This is a genomic window from Roseibium salinum (assembly GCF_026240905.1).
GTDB lineage: Bacteria > Pseudomonadota > Alphaproteobacteria > Rhizobiales > Stappiaceae > Roseibium > Roseibium salinum.
In genome coordinates, this window is the sequence record NZ_JAPEVI010000003.1 from 3270523 (window position 1) to 3289271 (window position 18749).

Here is an 18749-nt window from a genome sequence, read left to right on the forward strand (position 1 = left end):
CTCGTCTTCAGCTTCCTCCAAACTTGAGCCGGGCAACCGGCTCATTCTTTTCCCGCAACAAGCAGACCGAACACAGATCATGACCTGGCTTCAGCGATATCTGCCCATCCTTGACTGGGGCAGGAAATACGACAAGGAAACGGCGACGAACGACCTGGTTGCGGCGGTCATCGTGACGATCATGCTGATCCCGCAGTCGCTGGCCTATGCCCTCCTGGCCGGGCTGCCGCCCGAAGTCGGTCTCTACGCTTCGATCCTGCCGCTGGTCGCCTATGCCATTTTCGGCACGAGCCGTGCGCTCGCCGTCGGTCCGGTGGCCGTCGTCTCGCTGATGACCGCTTCCGCCGTCGGGGAGCTTGCCCGGCAGGGGACGCCGGAATATCTGGGCGCGGCCATCGTGCTGGCCTTCCTCTCCGGCCTCATGCTGGTCGCCATGGGCCTGTTCCGGCTTGGCTTCCTGGCCAATCTCCTCAGCCACCCGGTGATCTCAGGGTTCATCACCGCGTCGGGCCTGCTGATCGCGTCGAGCCAGCTCAAGCACATTCTCGGCGTCAAGGCGAACGGCCACACGCTTTATGAGATCCTCCTGTCCATCGGCAGCCATCTGACGGAGATCAACTGGATCACCTTTGTCATCGGAGCCTCGGCGACCGTCTTCCTGTTCTGGGTGCGCAAGGGCCTGAAGAAGCTGCTGCTGGGCCTTGGCGTGAAACCCTTCCTGGCCGATATCCTGACAAAGGCCGGCCCGGTGGCGGCCGTTGCCGTCACCACCCTTGCCTCGGCGGTGTTTCAACTGGGCGAAAAGGGCGTGCGCGTTGTCGGCGACATCCCCTCCGGCCTGCCGGTTCCGCAATTGCCGTCCTTCGACAGCGAACTCTGGCTGGCGCTTGCCGGCCCGGCGCTGCTCATCTCCGTTATCGGCTTCGTGGAATCGGTGTCCGTCGCCCAGACGCTTGCCGCCAAGAAGCGCCAGAGGATCGAACCTGACCAGGAACTGATCGGCCTCGGGGCCTCCAACATCGCCTCGGCCATTTCCGGCGGCTATCCGGTGACCGGCGGCTTTGCCCGGTCCGTCGTCAATTTCGACGCCGGGGCGGCCACGCCGGCCGCAGGAGCCTTCACCGCCGTCGGCATCGCCCTTGCCACGCTTTTCCTGACGCCGCTGCTGACCCATCTGCCCCAGGCAACGCTTGCCGCCACTATTATCGTGGCCGTGCTCTCACTGGTGGATTTCGGCGCGATCAAACGTACATTCGCCTATTCGAAAAGCGACTTCGCGGCGATGGCGGCAACGATCCTGATCACGCTGTTCTTCGGCGTCGAACCTGGCGTCGTGACCGGCGTGTCTCTGTCCATCGCGCTCTATCTCTACCGCAACAGCCGCCCGCACATGGCCATTGTCGGCATCGTTCCGGGAACCGAGCATTTCCGCAACGTCGACCGTCACAAGGTGATCACCGGGGAGCGGGTGCTGACCTTGCGGGTCGACGAGAGCCTGTTCTTCGCCAATTCCCGGTTCCTGGAAGACAAGGTCTACGCACTCGTCGCCGACAAACCCGACATCGAGCACGTGGTGCTGATGTGCCCGGCCGTCAACGAGATCGACGCCAGCGCCCTGGAGAGCCTCGAGGAGATCAATCACCGACTGCGGGATTCCGGCGTTACCTTCCACCTCTCCGAGGTCAAGGGCCCGGTAATGGACCGGCTGAAGGGGACGGATTTTCTGAAGCATCTGACCGGCGAGATTTTCCTCAGCCAGTACGATGCCCTTTGCACGCTCGATCCGCTCACCGCCCACATCTCGGAATCCCGGACGCCGAAAAAGACGGCGCGGTCGAATATCTGGTCGGGTCCGGAGATTTAGAGCCCTTACCCTAGAACGGCCACGTCTTCATCACATCCCGGTTGTACATACGGTCCGGCGGACTTTCCGCCCTGTGTCCAACCAAGAGGAGATATGCCATGGCCAAGACGATTTTCGTGAACCTGCCCGTTTCTGATCTTGCCGCATCCACCGCCTTCTACGAGGCCATCGGCTGTGTCAGGAACCCGCAGTTCAGCGATGCGAACGCCGCCAGCATGGTCTGGTCCGACACGATCACGTTCCAGCTTCTCACCCGTGACTTCTTTGCCGGCTTCATTTCCAGGGACATCCCGGACCCGCACAAGACCTGCCAGGTGCTGCTCGCGCTGTCTCATGACAGCCGGGAGGACGTCGACAAGGTGATCGAGGCGGGCACGGCGGCCGGCGGCAATGCCGGCATACGCGAGACGATGGATATGGGATGGCTCTATAACCGGGCCATTGAAGATCCCGACGGTCACGTCTTCGAAATCGCCTGGATGGATCCGACAGGCATGCCGGACAGCCACGGCTGAGGGCGCTTGCGGCTGCCGCGAGCAGCAGCAAGGTTGTTCGCGGGCGGCCGGCTACTTGCCGACAGCCGATTGCAGGATCGGGGTGATCTGCTTGCAGAAGCGGAACTCGGCCGGCGGCTTTTCGCCTTCCTGCACCATGAGCACATTCGTCCCCCTGGGCCGCACCGTCACCAGCTCGATCGCCTCGTTGCCGCTGTCCAGCAGGCAGTTGATCGCGGCACGCTGGGTCCGGCCGGCGTCCTTCTCGGCGCCGTAGACCTGACAGATCTTGTCCGGCGTTTCCAGAAGGCCGCGATAAATGGCAACCGTCGTGCCGGAGGGGCTCTGGTCTATCCGTGGTCCCGGGCAATGATCCAGGTCGGAGACCCAGATCCCTTGGGCGAATTTGGCAAATCTCAGATCAAGCGCTTTGCCCTCCAGAAGGGGAGCGGACCTGGGCACATTAGCCTTCAGGTCTCCCTTGCCGGCGCTCGCGGATCCACCCGCAGCCGCAAGCAGCGCGGCAAGCATTATGCAGCATCCAAGAAGTTTCAACCTCGCCCCTCCAGGTCGATACGGCCAGGCGCTACCAGAGCACCTGGAGCCGGGCATAGAACACGCAATTTTCAGCCAAAGGTCAACTTCTGCCTCGGATGTCTTGAAAAACGCGAACAAATGTGGAACAAATTCCAGGATGACGAGCGACTTTCAGCAAGCGTCGGGCCGCATTCTGCTGGACGATCCGTTGACGGACGGACGGCAATCGGAGACCGCGCTCAAGGTGTGGCGCGGCGCGGCGCGTTTGCTGCGCCAGTTCGATTACGCCTGCCTGCCGGAAGTGACCCTTGCCTCCAACCGCCGCGCCGACCTGCTGGCGCTCGGGCCGAGACACGAGCTGCTGATCGTGGAGGTGAAATCATCGATTGCCGATTTCAGGGCCGACACCAAGTGGCCGGATTACCGCCTGCATTGCGACCGCTTCTATTTCGCCACGCATCCGGACGTGCCGGTCGAGATTTTCCCTGAAGAGGCGGGGCTCATCCTGTCCGACGGCTTCGGCGCCGAAATCCTGCGCGAAGCACCCGAACACAAGCTTGCCGCGGCAACCCGCAAGGCGGTGACGTTGCGCTTTGCCAGAAACGCCGCGAACCGGCTGCACGATCTGTCCGATCCGGACGGATTGCGGTTCTTCGACCGGCTATGATCGAAAAGCGCTTCGTAAAAGGGCCGCGGACGGTGCCGCGGCCAGGGTGACCGTTACGCAACCTGGAAGGTAACGGACGGGAGACGAGTGTCTGCAGCCAGTCAGGACCAGCTCACCTTCGCATCGATCCGGACCAGCGGACGCCCGATCGGAAACGGTCGAGCGTCCGAAGGCTGATCGGCTTCCTAGGCGAACAGGTTGACCAGGCTTTCCAGGTATTCCTGCTTGCCGGATTTCGGCTGCGGTTCCAGATCGCTGGAGTGAACGCGGTCGGCGAGGTCTTCGAGCGAAGAGCCGCCCTTGAGGATCTCGGCGTTTTCCGGTTTGGACCAGCCGGCGTAGCGGTCGTCGACAAAGCCCTTCAGGCGACCGTCCTCGATCATCGCGGCGGCGGCCTTGAGGCCGCGGGCGATGGCATCCGCGGAGCCGACATGGGCCTGGATCAGGTCCACCGGATCGATCGACTGGCGGCGCAGCTTGGCGTCGAAATTGGTGCCGCCGGTTGTGAAGCCGCCGTCCATGAGGATCTCATAATAGGCGAGCGCCAGTTCCGGCACGTTCATTCCGAAGTGGTCGGTGTCCCAGCCGCACTGATAGTCATTGCGGTTCATGTCGACGGACCCCAGGATGCCGAACGAGCGCGCCATGTGCAGCTCATGCTCGAAGGAGTGGCCGGCCAGGATCGCGTGACCCTGCTCGATGTTCATCTTGACTTCGTTTTCCAGGCCATAGGCCTTCAGGAAACCGTAGACGGTGCCGACATCGTAGTCGTACTGGTGCTTGGACGGCTCCTGCGGCTTCGGCTCGATCAGGATCGTGCCCTTGAAATCGGTCTTGTGCTTGTACTCCACCACCATGTTCAGGAAGCGGCCGAGCTGGTCCAGTTCCTGTTTGATGTTGGTGTTGAGCAGCGTCTCATAGCCCTCGCGGCCGCCCCACAGAACGTAGTTCGCTCCATTGAGACGGTGCGTCACGTCCATGGCGTTCTTCACCTGGGCCGCCGCATAGGCGAACACATCCGGATCCGGGTTGGTGGCCGCGCCGCTCATGAAGCGGCGGTTGGAGAACATGTTGGCCGTGCCCCACAGCAGCTTGACGCCCGTGTCGGCCATCTTCTTTTCGAAGACGTCGGCAATGGCGCTCACATTGGCGTTGCTCTCTGCAAGTGTCTTGCCTTCCGGCGCGATATCGCGGTCGTGGAAGGTGAAGAAGGGCATGCCCAGGATCTGGAACATCTCGAAGGCGACGTCCGCCTTCAGCCTGGCCTGCTCCATCGGATCGCCGCCGGCCGCCATCCAGGAGCGCATGAAGGTTTCGCCGCCGAACGGGTCGGACCCCGGCCAGCAGAAATTGTGCCAGTAGCACACGGCCAGACGCAGATGGTCTTCCATGCGCTTGCCCAGAACCACTTCGTCCTTGTTGTAGTGGCGGTAGCTCAGCGGATCGCGACTGTCCGGCCCCTTGAATTCAATCGGCTGCAGATCACCGAAGAAACCTGTGCTCATCTTTCGTCTCCTCAAAAGCCGGCTTGCTTGAGCGCCGGATACAGATTGCGCCATCGGCCGTGGGCCTCGGCGTAGCTTTCGGTCAGGGCGGGAACGGGATCGATGCTGGCTTTCAGGGCCGGCTTCGCGAATATCCCGTCCGTGGTTCCGAGCGCCGCGGCCTGACCCAGCCGGGCAGCGCCGAGCGATGCTCCAAAGTCGCCATCCACCGGTACGTCCACCGGAATGTCGAGCAGGCTGGCAATGATCTCCAGCCACAGGTCCGACCGCGAACCGCCGCCGACGGCCAGAACGCGGTCGATCTTCGTTCCGGCAACGGTCAATGCGTCCAGGCAGTCCTTGAGCGCGAACGCGACCCCGTCCAGCACCGCATGGGTGAGAGCCGCATCGTCGGTTTCGTGGCCGATGCCGAAGAAACCCGCGCGGATATCGACATCGTTGTGCGGCGTGCGCTCGCCGCCGAGATACGGCAGGAAGGAAATTTCCGACGGACGGGAGATCCGGCCGAGCAGGCCGGTCAGTTCGCCCGGCGACTTTTTCAGCGTTTTGGCAAGCCAGTTGAGACTGTCGGTTGCCGACAGGATGACGCCCATCTGATGCCAGGTGTCCGGCACGGCGTGGCAGAAGGCATGGACCGCGCTCTCCACATTGGGCGAGAACCGGTCGTTGGTCACGAACAGCACGCCCGAGGTGCCGAGTGACACGAAGGCGGACCCGGGATTGACCGCGCCGACGCCGCAGGCCGACGCAGCATTGTCGCCGCCGCCACCCGCCACCACAGGGGCACCGTCGATGCCCCAGCGGGCGCAGAGGTCCGCTTTCAGCATGCCGGAGCTTTCCGACCCTTCCACGAGGCGCGGCATGTGGTTTCGGGTCAGGCCGGTTGCCGCCAGCAGCTCGTCGCTCCAGTCCCGCCTGGCAACGTCCAGCCAGAGCGTTCCGGCACTGTCGGACATGTCGCCCACGTATTCGCCGGTCAGCTTGAAGCGCACATAGTCCTTCGGCAGCAGGACCTTGGCGGTCCTGGCGAAGATCTCCGGCTCGTTTTCGCGCACCCATTGCAGCTTGGGCGCGGTGAAGCCCGGCATGACGCGGTTGCCGCCAAGGGTCAGGAACTTCGGTTCGGCCGCTTCCAGCTCCGCGCACTGCCGGCCCGAGCGGCCGTCATTCCACAGGATGCAGGGCCGCAGCGGTTTGCCCGCATCGTCAAGAAGGGTGGCCCCGTGCATGTGACCGGAAAGGCCGATGCCTTTGACTGCCGCCAGTTCCTTCGGTGCCCGGCTCGCGAGCGCATCCAGAACAGTTTCGCAGGCGGTCCACCAGCTGTCCGGATCCTGCTCCGACCAGCCCGGATGGGGGCGCTCCACGCTCAGATCCGCGGTCGCCGAGGCAATCAGCGACTGGTCTTCGCCAATAAGAATGCCTTTGACCGAACTGGTGCCGATATCGAGGCCGATAAACATGAGGTGCGTTCCTCAAATAGCGCCAAAAAGAATGCCGACGCCCCTTGGAAAGGTCCCGGCACGGTGTCGTCCGCACTGTCCGAACGTCGCCGTCCGGCCCGCGTAAGGACAAGGGGATCCCGCGGGCTGCGGCCCGCGGGTCTTAATGGTTTATCCGAGCACTGTGTCATCCACAAGGGCACCAGGCCCGGGGTGGCGCCTGGCGGGCATTTGCCGAGGATGATCATGCCGAGCACGTCGTCGTCGGTCACGTCCTGGGTGCGCGCCGTGCCGACAAGCTCGCCGTTCTTCATCACGGCCAACCGGTCGCAAAGCTGGAAGACGTCGTGAATGTCGTGGCTGATCAGGAAGATGCCGATGCCCTGCTTCTTCAGTTGCTGGATCAGTTCCGCCACCATCTGGGTTTCGTGCACGCCGAGCGCTGCGGTCGGCTCGTCCATGATCAGGATCCTGGCGTTGAAATAGACCGCCCGGGCAATCGCCACCGACTGGCGCTGGCCACCGGACAGGGCTTTCACCGGCGCATGGAACTTTTTGAAGTTCGGATTGAGCCGGGACATGATCTTGCGGGTTTCCGCCTCCATGGCATCGTCATCGACAAAGCCCAGAGCGGTGGTCAGTTCACGGCCGAGGAACAGGTTGGAAGCGGCATCGAGATTGTCGGCCAGAGCCAGGGTCTGGTAGATCGTCTCGATGTTGTGCGAGCGCGCGTCCCGCGGTGAGTGGATATGAACTTCCTCGCCATTGATGCGGATCTCGCCGCTGTCGGCCTTGTAGGCGCCCGACAGGATCTTGATCAGGGTCGACTTGCCGGCGCCGTTATGGCCCAGCAGCCCGACCACTTCGCCCGGGTAGAGGTCGACGGAGACGTGATCCACGGCATGCACCCCGCCAAAGGAGATGCACATGTCCTTCATTTCTACGAGAGGGGTTTCCATCACTTACTCTCCCGTGCGTTTGCGGTAGATGATATCGACCAGAACCGCCAGGACCAGCACCGAGCCGACCACTATGTTCTGGAGCGGTGCGTCGACGCCGACCATGGCCATTCCCGATTGCAGGGACTGCATGATCAGCGCGCCGAGGATCGCGCCGTAAATGGTGCCGATCCCGCCGGCGAGCGCCGTTCCGCCGATTACGGCGGCAGCGATGACGCGCAGCTCGTCGAGCGTGCCGATGTCATTGGTCGAAAAGCCGAGGCGGGCCGCGGCGACGGCGCCGGCAAGCGCACTCAGGCCGCCCATGATCGCAAAGACCTTGACGGTCAGGAAGCGGGTGTTGATGCCCGAAAGCTCGGCCGCATCCGGGTTGCCGCCCGTTGCGAAGATGTACCGGCCGAGGCGGGTACGCCGCGCGACGATGGTCATGATGACGGCGACGACGATCAGCAGCACCACGGAATAGGGAATGCCGTAGCCCATGGTCACCCCTTCGGGCAGGGTTTCGCCCCTGGCTTCGAAGATGCGCTCCAGCCGCGGCCGCGCGATTTCGTAGGAGTTCAGGATCCAGACGAAGCCGAGGATCGCGACGGACGTGATGCCCGCCATGGTGAATTCCGCCCAGACCGGCTTGACCGGGAACCCGTGCGAGGCCTTGCGGCGGCGGGAGGTGACCTGCAGCCACAGGGCCAAGGCAACGGCGACGACGCCGAAGATCCAGGAACCGGTTTCCCCCATGGTGCCGCCGATGCCGCCCATTTTCTTGAAGGTCGCGTCGAGCGGACCGATCGTCTGGCCGGAGGTGATGAACCAGGCCACGTTGCGCCAGACCAGAAGCCCGCCAAGGGTGACGATGAACGCCGGAATGCCGAGATAGCCGATCATCCAGCCATGGAAGGCGCCGATGGCGATGCCCACTGCAAGCCCCGCCAGAACGGCAAGGATCCAGATGGCGGGATGGCCCAGACCCAGATAGTCGGGAAGGATATCCGTCTGGACGACCGCCATGACGGCGGCAACCGTCGCCAGCAGGGACCCGACCGACAGGTCGATATGGCGTGTGACGATGACGAACACCATACCGGTCGCCATGATGGCGACGGACACGGTCTGGATCGTCAGGTTGAATATGTTGCGCGGTGTCAGGAACCGGCCTTCCGTAAACACGTCGAACGCCAGACAGAGCACGACGAATGCGCCGATCATGCCCAGAAGGCGGGTGTCGAGCTGCATCGCGGCAATAAGATTACGTGCTGTCGGGCGCTTGGACCCTGACAGAGCAGTGTCGGACATAGGGGTTACTCCTGCTTGGAGACCATCACGCTTACGCATCGGGTGGCCCGTCCCGAGGGAGCCGCCCGCAGCAACGCTCCCTGTTATTAGCCCCGGTTACAAGAATAACCGGGGCTGCGCTTTCAGCGTATTGTTATTAGTTACAGGGAGCCGGGCCGTTTTCCACGCCCTGGCAGAGATCTTCCTTGGAGATCCAGCCGGCATCGACAACGACGTTCAGGTTTTCCTGGGTGACCGGAACCGGTGCCAGGAACTTGGCCGTCAGCTCGGTTCCGCCCGGAGACGTCCAGGAAGCAGCGCCTTCGATGTCGGTCATTTCCGTGCCGTTCGCCATGGCGACAGCGGCTTCGGCCGCAGCCTTGCCGAGGTCACGGGCGTCCTTCCAGACGGAAACCGTCTGGGTTCCCTTGGCAACGCGGTTCAGCGCCGCATGGTCGCCATCCTGACCGGAAACCGGAATACCTTCCATTCCCTGAGCCGTCAGAGCGGCAACGACACCGCCGGCGGTACCGTCATTGGAAGCCACGACAGCGTCGACATTGTTGTCGTTGGCCGTCAGAATCTGTTCCATGTTGCGCTGAGCGTTGGCCGGCAGCCAGCCGTCGGTATAGGCTTCGCCGACGATCTCGATGTCGCCCGCGTCAATGGCCGGCTGCAGAACTTCCTGCTGACCTTCGCGGAGGAAATCCGCATTCGGGTCGGTCGGAGAGCCCTTGATCATGACGTAGTTGCCCTTGGGCGCAGCTTCCAGAACCGCTCTGGCCTGCATGCGGCCGACTTCGACGTTGTCGAAGGTCAGGTAGAAGGCACGCGGGTCGTCGATCAGGCGGTCATAGCCGACGATCGGGATGCCTTCATCGGCAGCGGCCTGAACAGCCGGTCCGATCGCCTGGGAATCCTGAGCCAGAATGATCAGCGCGGTTGCGCCCTGTGCGATCAGGGCTTCGACGTCCGAAATCTGTTTCGCGGAAGAGCTCTGTGCGTCCGCGGAAATGTACGATGCGCCGGCAGCGTCCAAAGCTTCCTTGATGGCCGCTTCGTCGGTCTTCCAGCGTTCTTCCTGGAAGTTGGACCAGCTCACGCCGACGACGATGTCCTGCGCCTGAGCGACGTGAATTGCGGTCGCGGACATGAGGACGCCCGCCAGCAAAGTGGTGATTTTACGCATTGCGATGTTTCCTCCAGTTGGCGCAACTCGCATGACGCGGCTGCACCTGAAAATGCGTCTGCTTATCCGGCGCCAATCCAGGCGCCTTTGATTAGGACAACCTTATTGTTATTTTTTTTGGTGCCCGAAAAAAGTTGCTCTAAAGCGCCGCTCCTGTCAACATGGTTTTGCAAAACTCTGCTCCACGGGACGGAAAATTCTCGAATGAGGGCGGAAAAACCGGGGCAAACCCGGTACGGAGGAAACACCTTGGGAAGAGCTGAGCGAGCATGACACGCAAGGCGGACCGGGATCAGATCCGGCGGCAAAACAGAAGTATCATCCTGCAGGCCCTGCGCCGGAACGGCCCGATGGCCCGGATCGATCTCGGCCACATGACGCGGTTGAGCCCGGCCACCGTGACGGCCATCACATCCGACCTTCTGGACCAGGGATTGATCCTCAGTCTGGAAAGCGAAGAGCCGAAGGCGCCACAGGCGCGCGGTCGGCCGCGCACCTTGCTGAAGCTGAACCCGGATGCGGCCTACATGATCGGTGTCCGGCTCTCGGTCAACAATATCGACCTGGCGCTGGTGGATTTCGCGGGCGAGGTGACACGGGAAAAGCGCACCCATTTCAACAGCACGAACGCCGATGCGCACAGCTTCCCCAAGGCCCTGGTGGACGCCATCCGGCTGTTCCTGGAGGAAGCGGGCGTCGGGCAAGCGCGCGTGCGGGAAATCGGCGTGGCCGCGCAGGGCGTCGTGGAGACGGAAACCGGCGTGGTCGCCTGGAGCCCGGCCTTTGCGGGCCGGAAGATCCCGATCGTCAGCCCGCTGCACGCGGCCTTTGGCGCGGAGTGCTACATCTCCAACGATACCAACATGATTGCCGAGGCCCTGCACTGGTCCGACCCGAACCGGTACAGCGGCACCTTCGCCGTCATCATGCTCGACTACGGTGTCGGCATGGGGCTCTATCTCAACAATCAGCTGTTTTCCGGCGCCAGCGGGACCGCCGCCGAGTTCGGCCATGCCAATCATATTCCGGGCGGAGCCCTTTGCCGCTGCGGCAAGAAGGGCTGTCTGGAAGCCTATCTTTCCGACTATGCCCTGGTGCGGGCGGCAACCCATCAGCCGGAAGATACGGCTCCCGATACGATCGATGCGGGCGTGAGCGGACTTGCCCGGCTGATCGAACTGGCCAGTTCCGGCGACACTGACGCCCGCACGGCCTTCCACGAGGCCGGACGCGTGCTTGGCTACGGCCTTGCCCGGGTGATCGCCATGATCGACCCGAGACGTGTGGTGCTGACCGGCGCCGCCATGCGGGCCTTTTCGTTCATGGAAAGAGGCATGTGGGAGGGGCTCGAAGAGGCCCTGGTCGCGGATCTGCGCAACAATTTCTCGCTCGACGTAATGCCCTGGAACGGGGACTTCATCCGCAGCGGGCTGATTGCGCAGTCGATGGAACGCCTCGACAAGGACTTCCTGGGCAAGGCATCGCTTGCGGCAGGCCGTACGCCGCGGCCCGACAATTCGGAGGTGCGGGCATGACCCCGATTTCGAGACTGACAGCTTCCCTCCTCGCTCTCGGCCTTTGTCTTCCGACAGGCGCGCTGGCCGATACAGAGTTTGCTCCCTGGAGCGAGCGAGCCATCCAGGACGATGTCGACATCAAGGATCTTGCCCGGTCGGGGGAGGATCCGATCCCGGTTCTGCAGCCGATCGGCGAGAAGCTCTTTGAAGCCAAGTTCACCACCCTCGACGGGGCCGGGCGCCCGGATGCGACCAGGGCCATCGTGCCGACCAAGGTGCGCCGCCCGCCGCCTCAGGCCTTCCAGCGCCTCGCCGGGATGGATGCCAATTCCTGCGCCTCCTGTCACAACGAGCCGGTCATCGGCGGCTCGGGCGCGTTCACCGCAAACGTCTTCGTCTCCGAGGGCTTCGAGAGCACTGATTTCGACACGGTCGATCCGCAGTTTTCCAACGAACGCAACACTGTTGCCCTCCAGGGCGCAGGGCTGATCGAACTGCTTGCCCGGGAAATGACGATGGATCTGCGCGCGCAGAGGAAGGACGTGCTCGACAGGGCGCGTGCCGGGGGCGAGCCGCAAACAATCGGTCTTCACGCCAAAGGCATTTCGTTCGGGTCCCTGACTGCCTATCCCGACGGCACCGTGGATATCTCCGCCCTCGACGGCGTCGATTCCGACCTGACCGTGCGTCCCTTCAGCCAGAAGGGCGTCTTTGCGTCCCTGCGCCAATTCACCGTCAACGCCTCGAACGACCATCACGGCATCCAGGCCGCCGAACGGTTCGGCGCCGCGTGGACCGGTACCGACGATTTCGATGGCGACGGCCATGCCGACGAGATGACGCCGGGCCAGGTCTCTGCGCTCGTGGCCTTTCAGGCCACCCTGCCCGCGCCGACGCGCAAGCAGGACCTGCCGGATATCTGGCGGGATGCGGCGCAAGCCGGCGAAAAGCTTTTCGCCGATGTCGGCTGCACATCCTGCCACGTGCCGTCGCTGCCGCTGGAGAGCCTGATTTTCCACGACCCGGGCCCTTTTGACACGGCAGGCACCCTGCGCCAGAGCGACGTGGAGACGCCTCTGGCGCTGGATCTGGGAACGCTGGACTGGGTCAAGGCCCTGCCGCGGGACGATCAGGGCCGGGTTCTGGTGCCCCTTTACGGCGACCTGAAACGCCACACGGTCGCCGATGCGGCCAACGACACATTCGGCAACGAATTGCTGGCGCAGCGTTTCGTGGCCCGGGACGTGTTCATCACCTCTGAACTCTGGGGCATCGGCAGCACGGCGCCTTACGGCCACCGGGGAGACCTGACCACGCTGAACGAAGCCATCCTGGCCCATGGCGGCGAAGCCGCGCAGAGCCGGAAAGCCTATGCCGATCTGAAGGAGAGCAAGCGGCAGTCGATTATCGCCTTTCTGCGCAGCCTGGAGATCGCGGAATGATGAAACATCTCGGCCATTCAATCTCCGCCGTGTGCCTGGCGGCGGCATTCGTCCAGCCGGCGCTGGCAAACGGCGAAGCCGGGAAGGCTTCCATCGCTCCGGTACCTCTATTCGTGGAAGAGGCGCAGGCAGCCGGGATCAGCCACAGCTATGACGGTGCCTGGGAGTTTTTCGTCGGCGGCGGCACCGCGGTCTTCGACTGCGACGGCGACCGGCGGCCGGACCTGTTCCTTGCAGGCGGCAGGAACCCCTCGCAACTCTTCCGGAACGCCAGCCCGACGGGCGGCGCCCTGAAATTCGTCCCGGCCGACACCGGACTGACGGACAAGCAGGCGGTCAACGTCCTTGGCGCCTATCCGCTCGACTTCAACAACGACGACATTGCGGACCTTGCCGTGCTGCGCCTGGGAGAAAACCTCCTGCTGGAGGGAAAAGGCGCGTGCAGGTTCGAAGTTGCCAACCGGGCGCTCGGCTTTGACGGCGGGCGCGAATGGACCACGTCCTTTTCGGCGAGCTTCGAACAGGACCAGACTTATCCGACGCTGGCTTTCGGCAACTACGTCGACCGCTCGGCGCCGGGTTCGCCCTGGGGAACATGCCACGACAATTTCCTGTTCAGGCCGGTCGGGGCCGCCGATGGCGGCGTCAGCTATTCCGAGGCCACCCGCCTTTCACCGGGCTATTGCAGCCTGTCGATGCTGTTTACCGACTGGAACCGGTCCGGCGAAGCGGCGCTCAGGATATCCAACGACCGGCAGTATTACCGCGGCGGCCAGGAACAGCTCTGGGCCGTTCCGCCGGGAAGACCCCCGCGGCCCTACCGCAAATCCGACGGCTGGCAGCATGTGAAGATCTGGGGCATGGGGATCGCCTCGATCGATCTCGACGTCGACGGCTTCCCGGAATATGCGCTGACCAGCATGGGCGACACCAAGCTGCAGAAGCTCGACCCGGAAGCGGACGAAACGGTGCCGATCTACCAGGACGTGGCCTTCGATCTCGGGGTGACCGCGCACAGGCCCTATGCGGGAGGCGACCTGAAACCCTCGACCGGCTGGCATTCGGAATTCCAGGACGTCAACAATGACGGGCTCTGGGATCTGTTCATCGCCAAGGGTAACGTGGAAGCCATGCCGGACTTCGCCGCCTATGACCCGGACAACCTGCTGATTGGACAGTGGGCCGGCAGGTTTACCGAGACCGGCGACACGGCCGGCATCAACCTGGACCGCCGCGGCCGCGGCGCGGGCCTTGCGGATTTCAACGCGGACGGGCTGTTGGATCTCGTCGTCGTCAACCGGGGCGGGCCTGTCAGCCTGTTCCGCAACGTCGGCCGGGGAACGGCGGAGAAGCCGAAGCAGATCGGCAACTGGCTCGCGGTCGACATTCGCCAGCCGCGCCAGGCGAACACGCGGGCCGTCGGAGCGAAAATCAGTGTGAAGACCGGCAACCGGACCGTCGTGAAAGACGTCCAGGTGGGGGCCGGCCACGCGTCGGGACAGATGGGCTTCATCCACTTCGGCCTCGGCGTTGCCGAGCGGGCCAATGTGCGAATCAAATGGCCGGATGGAGACTGGAGCCACTCTTACCGCGTGTTTGCAAACGGCCACGTGATCATTGAGCGCGGCGCCGAGAAAGCCAAACTCTGGTTTCCGGAATAGAGCCCCTGTCAGTTATTTCGACAATGGCCGCAATCCCGGATTCCAGAATTTCGGGGACCAAGGCACCTATTAGGGCTCTTGAGCAGCCTCAAGACCGGGCAAGCCACATTTAGGCCAAATAATTCCCGCCTGATGTCAGGGTGAGGTGCCGAGAATGGCGCCAGGGTCCGGACCCGCAAGATCGAATGCACTGGTCGCAGCGCCGGCAGCAAGATGGACAATCGATATGTACATCATCACGATGACCGGCATGGCTCTTTACGGCGGCATTGCTCTTTTGTTCGTGATCCTGTCGACCTCTGACCTGGTCGAATGCGGCCGCAGCAACACCGCACGGCTGTGGGGGATGGTCGCGTGTTCGTTTTTCTGGCCGGTGACCCTCCTTGTGGTCAGCCTCCTGGCCCTGCTCGCCCAGTACAGGGACCCTGCGTCCCGTCCGGCGCGGCAGCTTTGGTCGCACCTGCCGCATCACTGGCACTGACCGGCACCGCGTCCGGTCCGGGTCTGGTTCTTTCCGGCTGAGGCCTCGTCCGTTCATCCACCCCCGCGGGTGCCGAAATCGCATGTGCCGACGGCCGGTTTTTGCCGCTCGGCAACCCTTCTGTGCAAAACAGCGTCGATTGAAGGCGCGGCAGGCTCCTCCGCCGCGATCTGGAATCAATTTAAATTCCGCCGGGTTTTGCGGCTAACTCTCTGTTTTCTCGGCAATATTATTGCTGATTTTTCGCCTCAAGTTTTTAATTGTTCTAAAAATATTTGACTAACTGTTCAAATTTTTTTCCAATGGGTCCACGAGCTTCCTCAAAAAACGAAGGAAGCCGGTGTGAAAACGATCGCCAACCTTCCGGAGATCTCCATGACCCAGACCAAAGCCGGCCCGGATATAGCTGCCGGACGCTTGCCTGAGGACGCCTACGCAAAGAATTTCAGCGACCTGCATCCGCTTCTGGAACCGCATGAAGCCCAGGTCGAAGCGGACCGCTGCTATTTTTGCTACGACGCGCCCTGCATGCAGGCCTGCCCGACCAGCATCGACATTCCGCAATTTATCCGCCAGATCTCGACCGGCAACCCGACCGGATCGGCGAAGACCATATTCGAACAGAACATCCTGGGCGGCATGTGCGCCCGCGTCTGCCCGACGGAGACCTTGTGCGAACAGGTCTGCGTGCGCGAGGTGGCGGAAGGCAAGCCGGTGAAAATCGGCCAGCTGCAACGCTATGCCACCGACCACTATATGGCCGAGAACAGCTCCACCCCCTTCACCCGCGCCGCGCCGACCGGCAAGAAGGTGGCCGTCGTCGGGGCCGGTCCCGCGGGTCTTTCCTGCGCACACCGGCTGGCCGTTCACGGCCACGACGTCACCCTGTTCGATGCCCGTGAAAAAGCCGGCGGCCTCAACGAGTTCGGCATCGCCTCCTACAAATCCGTCGACAATTTCGCGGCCCGCGAAGTGGAGTTCATCCTCTCCATCGGCGGCATCGAATGGAAGGCCGGCAAGCGCCTGGGCGAAAATCTGACCCTGGACGACCTGCGCGCCTCCTATGACGCCGTTTTCCTGGGCATCGGCCTCGGCGGCGTCAATGCAATGGGTATCGACGGCGAGGACAAGAGCGGGGCCATCGATGCGGTCGACTACATTGCCGACCTGCGCCAGGCAAAGGATCTCTCCAGGCTTCCGGTCGGACGGCGCATCGTGGTGATCGGCGGCGGAATGACCGCGGTCGACATTGCGGTCCAGACCAAACTGCTCGGCGCAGAAGACGTCACGATCGCCTACCGCCGCGGCCAGGACCGCATGAACGCCTCCGAATACGAGCAGCACCTGGCTCAGACCAATGGCGTCAAGATCATGACCTGGGCACAGCCGAGGGCGCTCGTTGCCGAAAACGGCGCGATCACCGCGATCGAGCTGGAGCGCACGCAGGAGCAGGACGGCTCCCTGACCGGGACCGGCGACATCGTCACCCTGCCCGCCGACATGGTGTTCAAGGCCGTGGGCCAGACGCTGGTGCAGACCGATCTGGGCGGCGCATTGAACCTGGAGAAGGGCCGCATCGTCGTCGATGCGGAGCGCAGAACCAGCCTCGCGGATGTGTGGGCCGGCGGCGATTGCGTGACGGGCGGCGAGGATCTCACCGTTGCCGCCGTCGAAGACGGGAAGATTGCCGCTGAAAGCATCAATGCCGCCTTGAGCGCTTGAGAAGCGCCCGGCGTCACGGATTTGAGGGAGAGCCATCATGGCTGACTTGCGTACAGACTTTATCGGCATCAAATCGCCGAACCCGTTCTGGCTGGCCTCCGCGCCGCCGACCGACAAGGAATACAACGTGGTCCGGGCCTTCAAGGCTGGATGGGGCGGCGTCGTGTGGAAGACGCTTGGCGAGGACCCGCCGGTCGTCAACGTCAACGGCCCGCGCTACGGCGCGATACATGGCAAGGACCGCCAGCTGATCGGCCTCAACAATATCGAGCTGATCACCGACCGGCCCCTGGAAGTGAACCTGCGGGAAATCAAGCAGGTGAAGCGCGACTGGCCGGACCGCGCCCTGGTCGTCTCGCTGATGGTGCCCTGCGAGGAGCAGAACTGGATCAACATCCTGAGGCAGGTGGAAGATACCGGCGCGGACGGTGTGGAACTCAACTTCGGCTGTCCGCACGGCATGAGCGAGCGCGGCATGGGCTCCGCCGTCGGCCAGGTTCCGGAATATATCGAGATGGTCACCCGCTGGGTCAAAGCGAACACGCGCATGCCCTGCATCGTCAAGCTGACCCCGAACATCACCGATGTCCGCAAACCCGCCCAGGCGGCCAATGCGGGCGGTGCGGACGCGGTTTCGCTCATCAACACGATCAACTCGATCATGGGCGTCGACCTCGACATCATGGCGCCGTCGCCCTCCGTCGACGGCAAGGGCGCCCATGGCGGCTATTGCGGCCCGGCGGTCAAACCGATCGCCCTCAACATGGTCGCTGAGATCGCGCGCGATCCGGCGACCTACGGCATGCCGATTTCCGCCATCGGCGGCATCACGACCTGGCGCGACGCGGCAGAGTTCATGACGCTTGGCGCCGGCACGGTGCAGGTCTGCACCGCCGCCATGACCTACGGCTTCAAGGTCGTCGAGGACATGATCGAAGGCCTCAGCGACTGGATGGACCAGAAGGGCTACACCTCTGTCGACCAGTTCGTCGGCAGGGCCGTGCCGAATGTCTCCGACTGGCAGCACCTCAACCTCAACTACATCGCCAAGGCGAAGATCGACCAGGACCTGTGCATCCAGTGCGGCCGCTGCCACATCGCCTGCGAGGACACTTCGCACCAGGCGATCACCAACATGGTGGACGGAGCACGCAAGTTCGAGGTGATCGACGAGGAATGCGTCGGCTGCAACCTGTGCGTCAATGTCTGCCCGGTGGAGAACTGCATCACCATGGAGCCCATGGCTGCCGGCACCATCGATCCGCGCACGAAGAAGGTCGTCGAGAAAGACTACGCCAACTGGACGACGCACCCGAACAACCCGATGGCGGTCCGGGAAGCGGCGGAGTAGGCGGCCGCCCGTTCCGGTTTCTCACGCAGGCAAGCCCCGCTTGCCTGCGTTTTTTCGTTTTCGAGCGCCGCAGAGACAGACCCCAGAACAAACAATCCCGGTCTGGCGCGTCAGCGCCATGACCGGGGATCAGGTATTCCGCGTGATCACCTGCTGAAAAATTTCGCGTAATCCGACGCTGTCTGGATCACCGCCGTCACAGGGAAAAGTTGCCCTACCAGCCGAACTGGAAGGAGGTTCCGGTCTGGCCGTTGCCGCTCTGGACCACGTGGGCGTTGGCGCCCTTGCCGAACTGGAACAGGCCGTAGGAATGGCCATTGCCATGCTGCTGGATGGTACCGTTGTGGCCCTTGCCGTCCTGATGCACCACGGCGTGATTGCCGAAGCCGTTCTGCAGAACGCCGGCAGCGTTCGCGATGCCCTTCTGCTTGATGCCGCCGCCGCGCTGAAACTGGTTGACCATGGAGTAAATCCCAAGGCCGGCGCGCATCATGTTTGCCTCGTCCTGATTGCGCGGCTGCACGGAGACGGAGAACGAGCCGCCGGCAAAGGCGGCGTTTGCGGACGCGAGGCAGACCAGCATTCCGGCTGCGAGCGTTTTGAAAAATGTCGGTTTCATCTGTCTTCCCTTGGGTCTGAAATTGGT

General features: G+C 63.1%; 15 protein-coding genes and 1 pseudogene. 9 read left to right on the forward strand and 7 right to left on the reverse strand.

The window, feature by feature from the left end:
* The first annotated feature begins 79 nt into the window (after positions 1–79).
* Entirely contained in the window at positions 80–1864 is a 1785-nt protein-coding gene (locus ON753_RS19675; RefSeq protein WP_265964672.1) for a SulP family inorganic anion transporter, read from the forward strand.
* A gap of 98 nt (positions 1865–1962) precedes the next feature.
* Positions 1963–2379, forward strand: coding sequence for a VOC family protein (locus ON753_RS19680; RefSeq protein WP_265964674.1), 417 nt, complete (start codon positions 1963–1965; stop codon positions 2377–2379).
* A gap of 51 nt (positions 2380–2430) precedes the next feature.
* On the opposite strand, the gene ON753_RS19685 is transcribed toward ON753_RS19680, so the two are convergent.
* Positions 2431–2889, reverse strand: coding sequence for a hypothetical protein (locus tag ON753_RS19685; RefSeq protein ID WP_265964676.1), 459 nt, complete (start codon positions 2887–2889; stop codon positions 2431–2433).
* A gap of 163 nt (positions 2890–3052) precedes the next feature.
* Between ON753_RS19685 and ON753_RS19690 the strand changes: the two genes are divergently transcribed.
* Positions 3053–3562, forward strand: coding sequence for an MmcB family DNA repair protein (locus tag ON753_RS19690; protein WP_265964679.1), 510 nt, complete (start codon positions 3053–3055; stop codon positions 3560–3562).
* Between the two features lie 185 nt (positions 3563–3747).
* Here ON753_RS19690 and xylA read toward each other — a convergent pair whose 3' ends face one another.
* The 5 genes and pseudogenes from xylA to xylF form a co-directional block, all read right to left on the reverse strand.
* Positions 3748–5067: a xylose isomerase gene (gene xylA / locus ON753_RS19695; RefSeq protein ID WP_265964681.1), complete on the reverse strand. Its 1320-nt coding sequence runs from the start codon at positions 5065–5067 to the stop codon at positions 3748–3750.
* Positions 5068–5078: 11 nt separating this feature from the next.
* Positions 5079–6530 (reverse strand): xylulokinase, encoded by a 1452-nt coding sequence (gene xylB / locus ON753_RS19700; protein WP_265964683.1) that lies wholly within the window; start codon positions 6528–6530, stop codon positions 5079–5081.
* Between the two features lie 185 nt (positions 6531–6715).
* Positions 6716–7468, reverse strand: a pseudogene (locus tag ON753_RS19705) (ATP-binding cassette domain-containing protein); the annotation flags it as partial.
* A gap of 3 nt (positions 7469–7471) precedes the next feature.
* Positions 7472–8761 (reverse strand): sugar ABC transporter permease, encoded by a 1290-nt coding sequence (locus tag ON753_RS19710; protein ID WP_265964685.1) that lies wholly within the window; start codon positions 8759–8761, stop codon positions 7472–7474.
* A 136-nt stretch (positions 8762–8897) separates the two neighbouring features.
* Complete coding sequence (gene xylF / locus ON753_RS19715) at positions 8898–9929, reverse strand: D-xylose ABC transporter substrate-binding protein (protein WP_265964687.1); 1032 nt, start codon at positions 9927–9929, stop codon at positions 8898–8900.
* A 269-nt stretch (positions 9930–10198) separates the two neighbouring features.
* On the opposite strand from xylF, the gene ON753_RS19720 reads away from it, so the two are divergent.
* The 6 genes from ON753_RS19720 to preA all read left to right on the forward strand — a co-directional run bounded on the left by ON753_RS19720 (position 10199) and on the right by preA (position 18103).
* Positions 10199–11464, forward strand: coding sequence for an ROK family transcriptional regulator (locus ON753_RS19720; RefSeq protein WP_265964690.1), 1266 nt, complete (start codon positions 10199–10201; stop codon positions 11462–11464).
* Entirely contained in the window at positions 11461–12888 is a 1428-nt protein-coding gene (locus ON753_RS19725) for a di-heme oxidoredictase family protein (RefSeq protein ID WP_265964692.1), read from the forward strand. The genes ON753_RS19720 and ON753_RS19725 overlap by 4 nt, the downstream gene beginning before the upstream one ends.
* Positions 12885–14549 (forward strand): CRTAC1 family protein, encoded by a 1665-nt coding sequence (locus ON753_RS19730; RefSeq protein ID WP_265964693.1) that lies wholly within the window; start codon positions 12885–12887, stop codon positions 14547–14549. The genes ON753_RS19725 and ON753_RS19730 overlap by 4 nt, the downstream gene beginning before the upstream one ends.
* Before the next feature lie 226 nt (positions 14550–14775).
* The gene (locus ON753_RS19735) at positions 14776–15030 is read left to right on the forward strand and encodes a hypothetical protein (protein WP_265964695.1); all 255 of its coding nucleotides are present in this window, start codon (positions 14776–14778) and stop codon (positions 15028–15030) included.
* 375 nt (positions 15031–15405) lie between these two features.
* The gene (locus ON753_RS19740; RefSeq protein WP_265964697.1) at positions 15406–16752 is read left to right on the forward strand and encodes an NAD(P)-dependent oxidoreductase; all 1347 of its coding nucleotides are present in this window, start codon (positions 15406–15408) and stop codon (positions 16750–16752) included.
* Positions 16753–16789: 37 nt separating this feature from the next.
* Positions 16790–18103 (forward strand): NAD-dependent dihydropyrimidine dehydrogenase subunit PreA, encoded by a 1314-nt coding sequence (gene preA / locus ON753_RS19745; protein ID WP_265964699.1) that lies wholly within the window; start codon positions 16790–16792, stop codon positions 18101–18103.
* A 214-nt stretch (positions 18104–18317) separates the two neighbouring features.
* Here preA and ON753_RS19750 read toward each other — a convergent pair whose 3' ends face one another.
* Positions 18318–18722, reverse strand: coding sequence for a curlin (locus ON753_RS19750; RefSeq protein ID WP_265964701.1), 405 nt, complete (start codon positions 18720–18722; stop codon positions 18318–18320).
* Positions 18723–18749: the final 27 nt, after the last annotated feature.

What these genes read in the sequence shown, in the direction of transcription:
- ON753_RS19675 (WP_265964672.1), top strand. Translation starts at nt 80, where the DNA reads ATGACCTGGCTTCAGCGATATCTGCCCATCCTTGACTGGGGCAGGAAA.
- ON753_RS19680 (WP_265964674.1), top strand. Translation starts at nt 1,963, where the DNA reads ATGGCCAAGACGATTTTCGTGAACCTGCCCGTTTCTGATCTTGCCGCA.
- ON753_RS19685 (WP_265964676.1), bottom strand. Translation starts at nt 2,889, where the DNA reads ATGCTTGCCGCGCTGCTTGCGGCTGCGGGTGGATCCGCGAGCGCCGGC.
- ON753_RS19690 (WP_265964679.1), top strand. Translation starts at nt 3,053, where the DNA reads ATGACGAGCGACTTTCAGCAAGCGTCGGGCCGCATTCTGCTGGACGAT.
- xylA (WP_265964681.1), bottom strand. Translation starts at nt 5,067, where the DNA reads ATGAGCACAGGTTTCTTCGGTGATCTGCAGCCGATTGAATTCAAGGGG.
- xylB (WP_265964683.1), bottom strand. Translation starts at nt 6,530, where the DNA reads ATGTTTATCGGCCTCGATATCGGCACCAGTTCGGTCAAAGGCATTCTT.
- ON753_RS19710 (WP_265964685.1), bottom strand. Translation starts at nt 8,761, where the DNA reads ATGTCCGACACTGCTCTGTCAGGGTCCAAGCGCCCGACAGCACGTAAT.
- xylF (WP_265964687.1), bottom strand. Translation starts at nt 9,929, where the DNA reads ATGCGTAAAATCACCACTTTGCTGGCGGGCGTCCTCATGTCCGCGACC.
- ON753_RS19720 (WP_265964690.1), top strand. Translation starts at nt 10,199, where the DNA reads ATGACACGCAAGGCGGACCGGGATCAGATCCGGCGGCAAAACAGAAGT.
- ON753_RS19725 (WP_265964692.1), top strand. Translation starts at nt 11,461, where the DNA reads ATGACCCCGATTTCGAGACTGACAGCTTCCCTCCTCGCTCTCGGCCTT.
- ON753_RS19730 (WP_265964693.1), top strand. Translation starts at nt 12,885, where the DNA reads ATGATGAAACATCTCGGCCATTCAATCTCCGCCGTGTGCCTGGCGGCG.
- ON753_RS19735 (WP_265964695.1), top strand. Translation starts at nt 14,776, where the DNA reads ATGTACATCATCACGATGACCGGCATGGCTCTTTACGGCGGCATTGCT.
- ON753_RS19740 (WP_265964697.1), top strand. Translation starts at nt 15,406, where the DNA reads ATGACCCAGACCAAAGCCGGCCCGGATATAGCTGCCGGACGCTTGCCT.
- preA (WP_265964699.1), top strand. Translation starts at nt 16,790, where the DNA reads ATGGCTGACTTGCGTACAGACTTTATCGGCATCAAATCGCCGAACCCG.
- ON753_RS19750 (WP_265964701.1), bottom strand. Translation starts at nt 18,722, where the DNA reads ATGAAACCGACATTTTTCAAAACGCTCGCAGCCGGAATGCTGGTCTGC.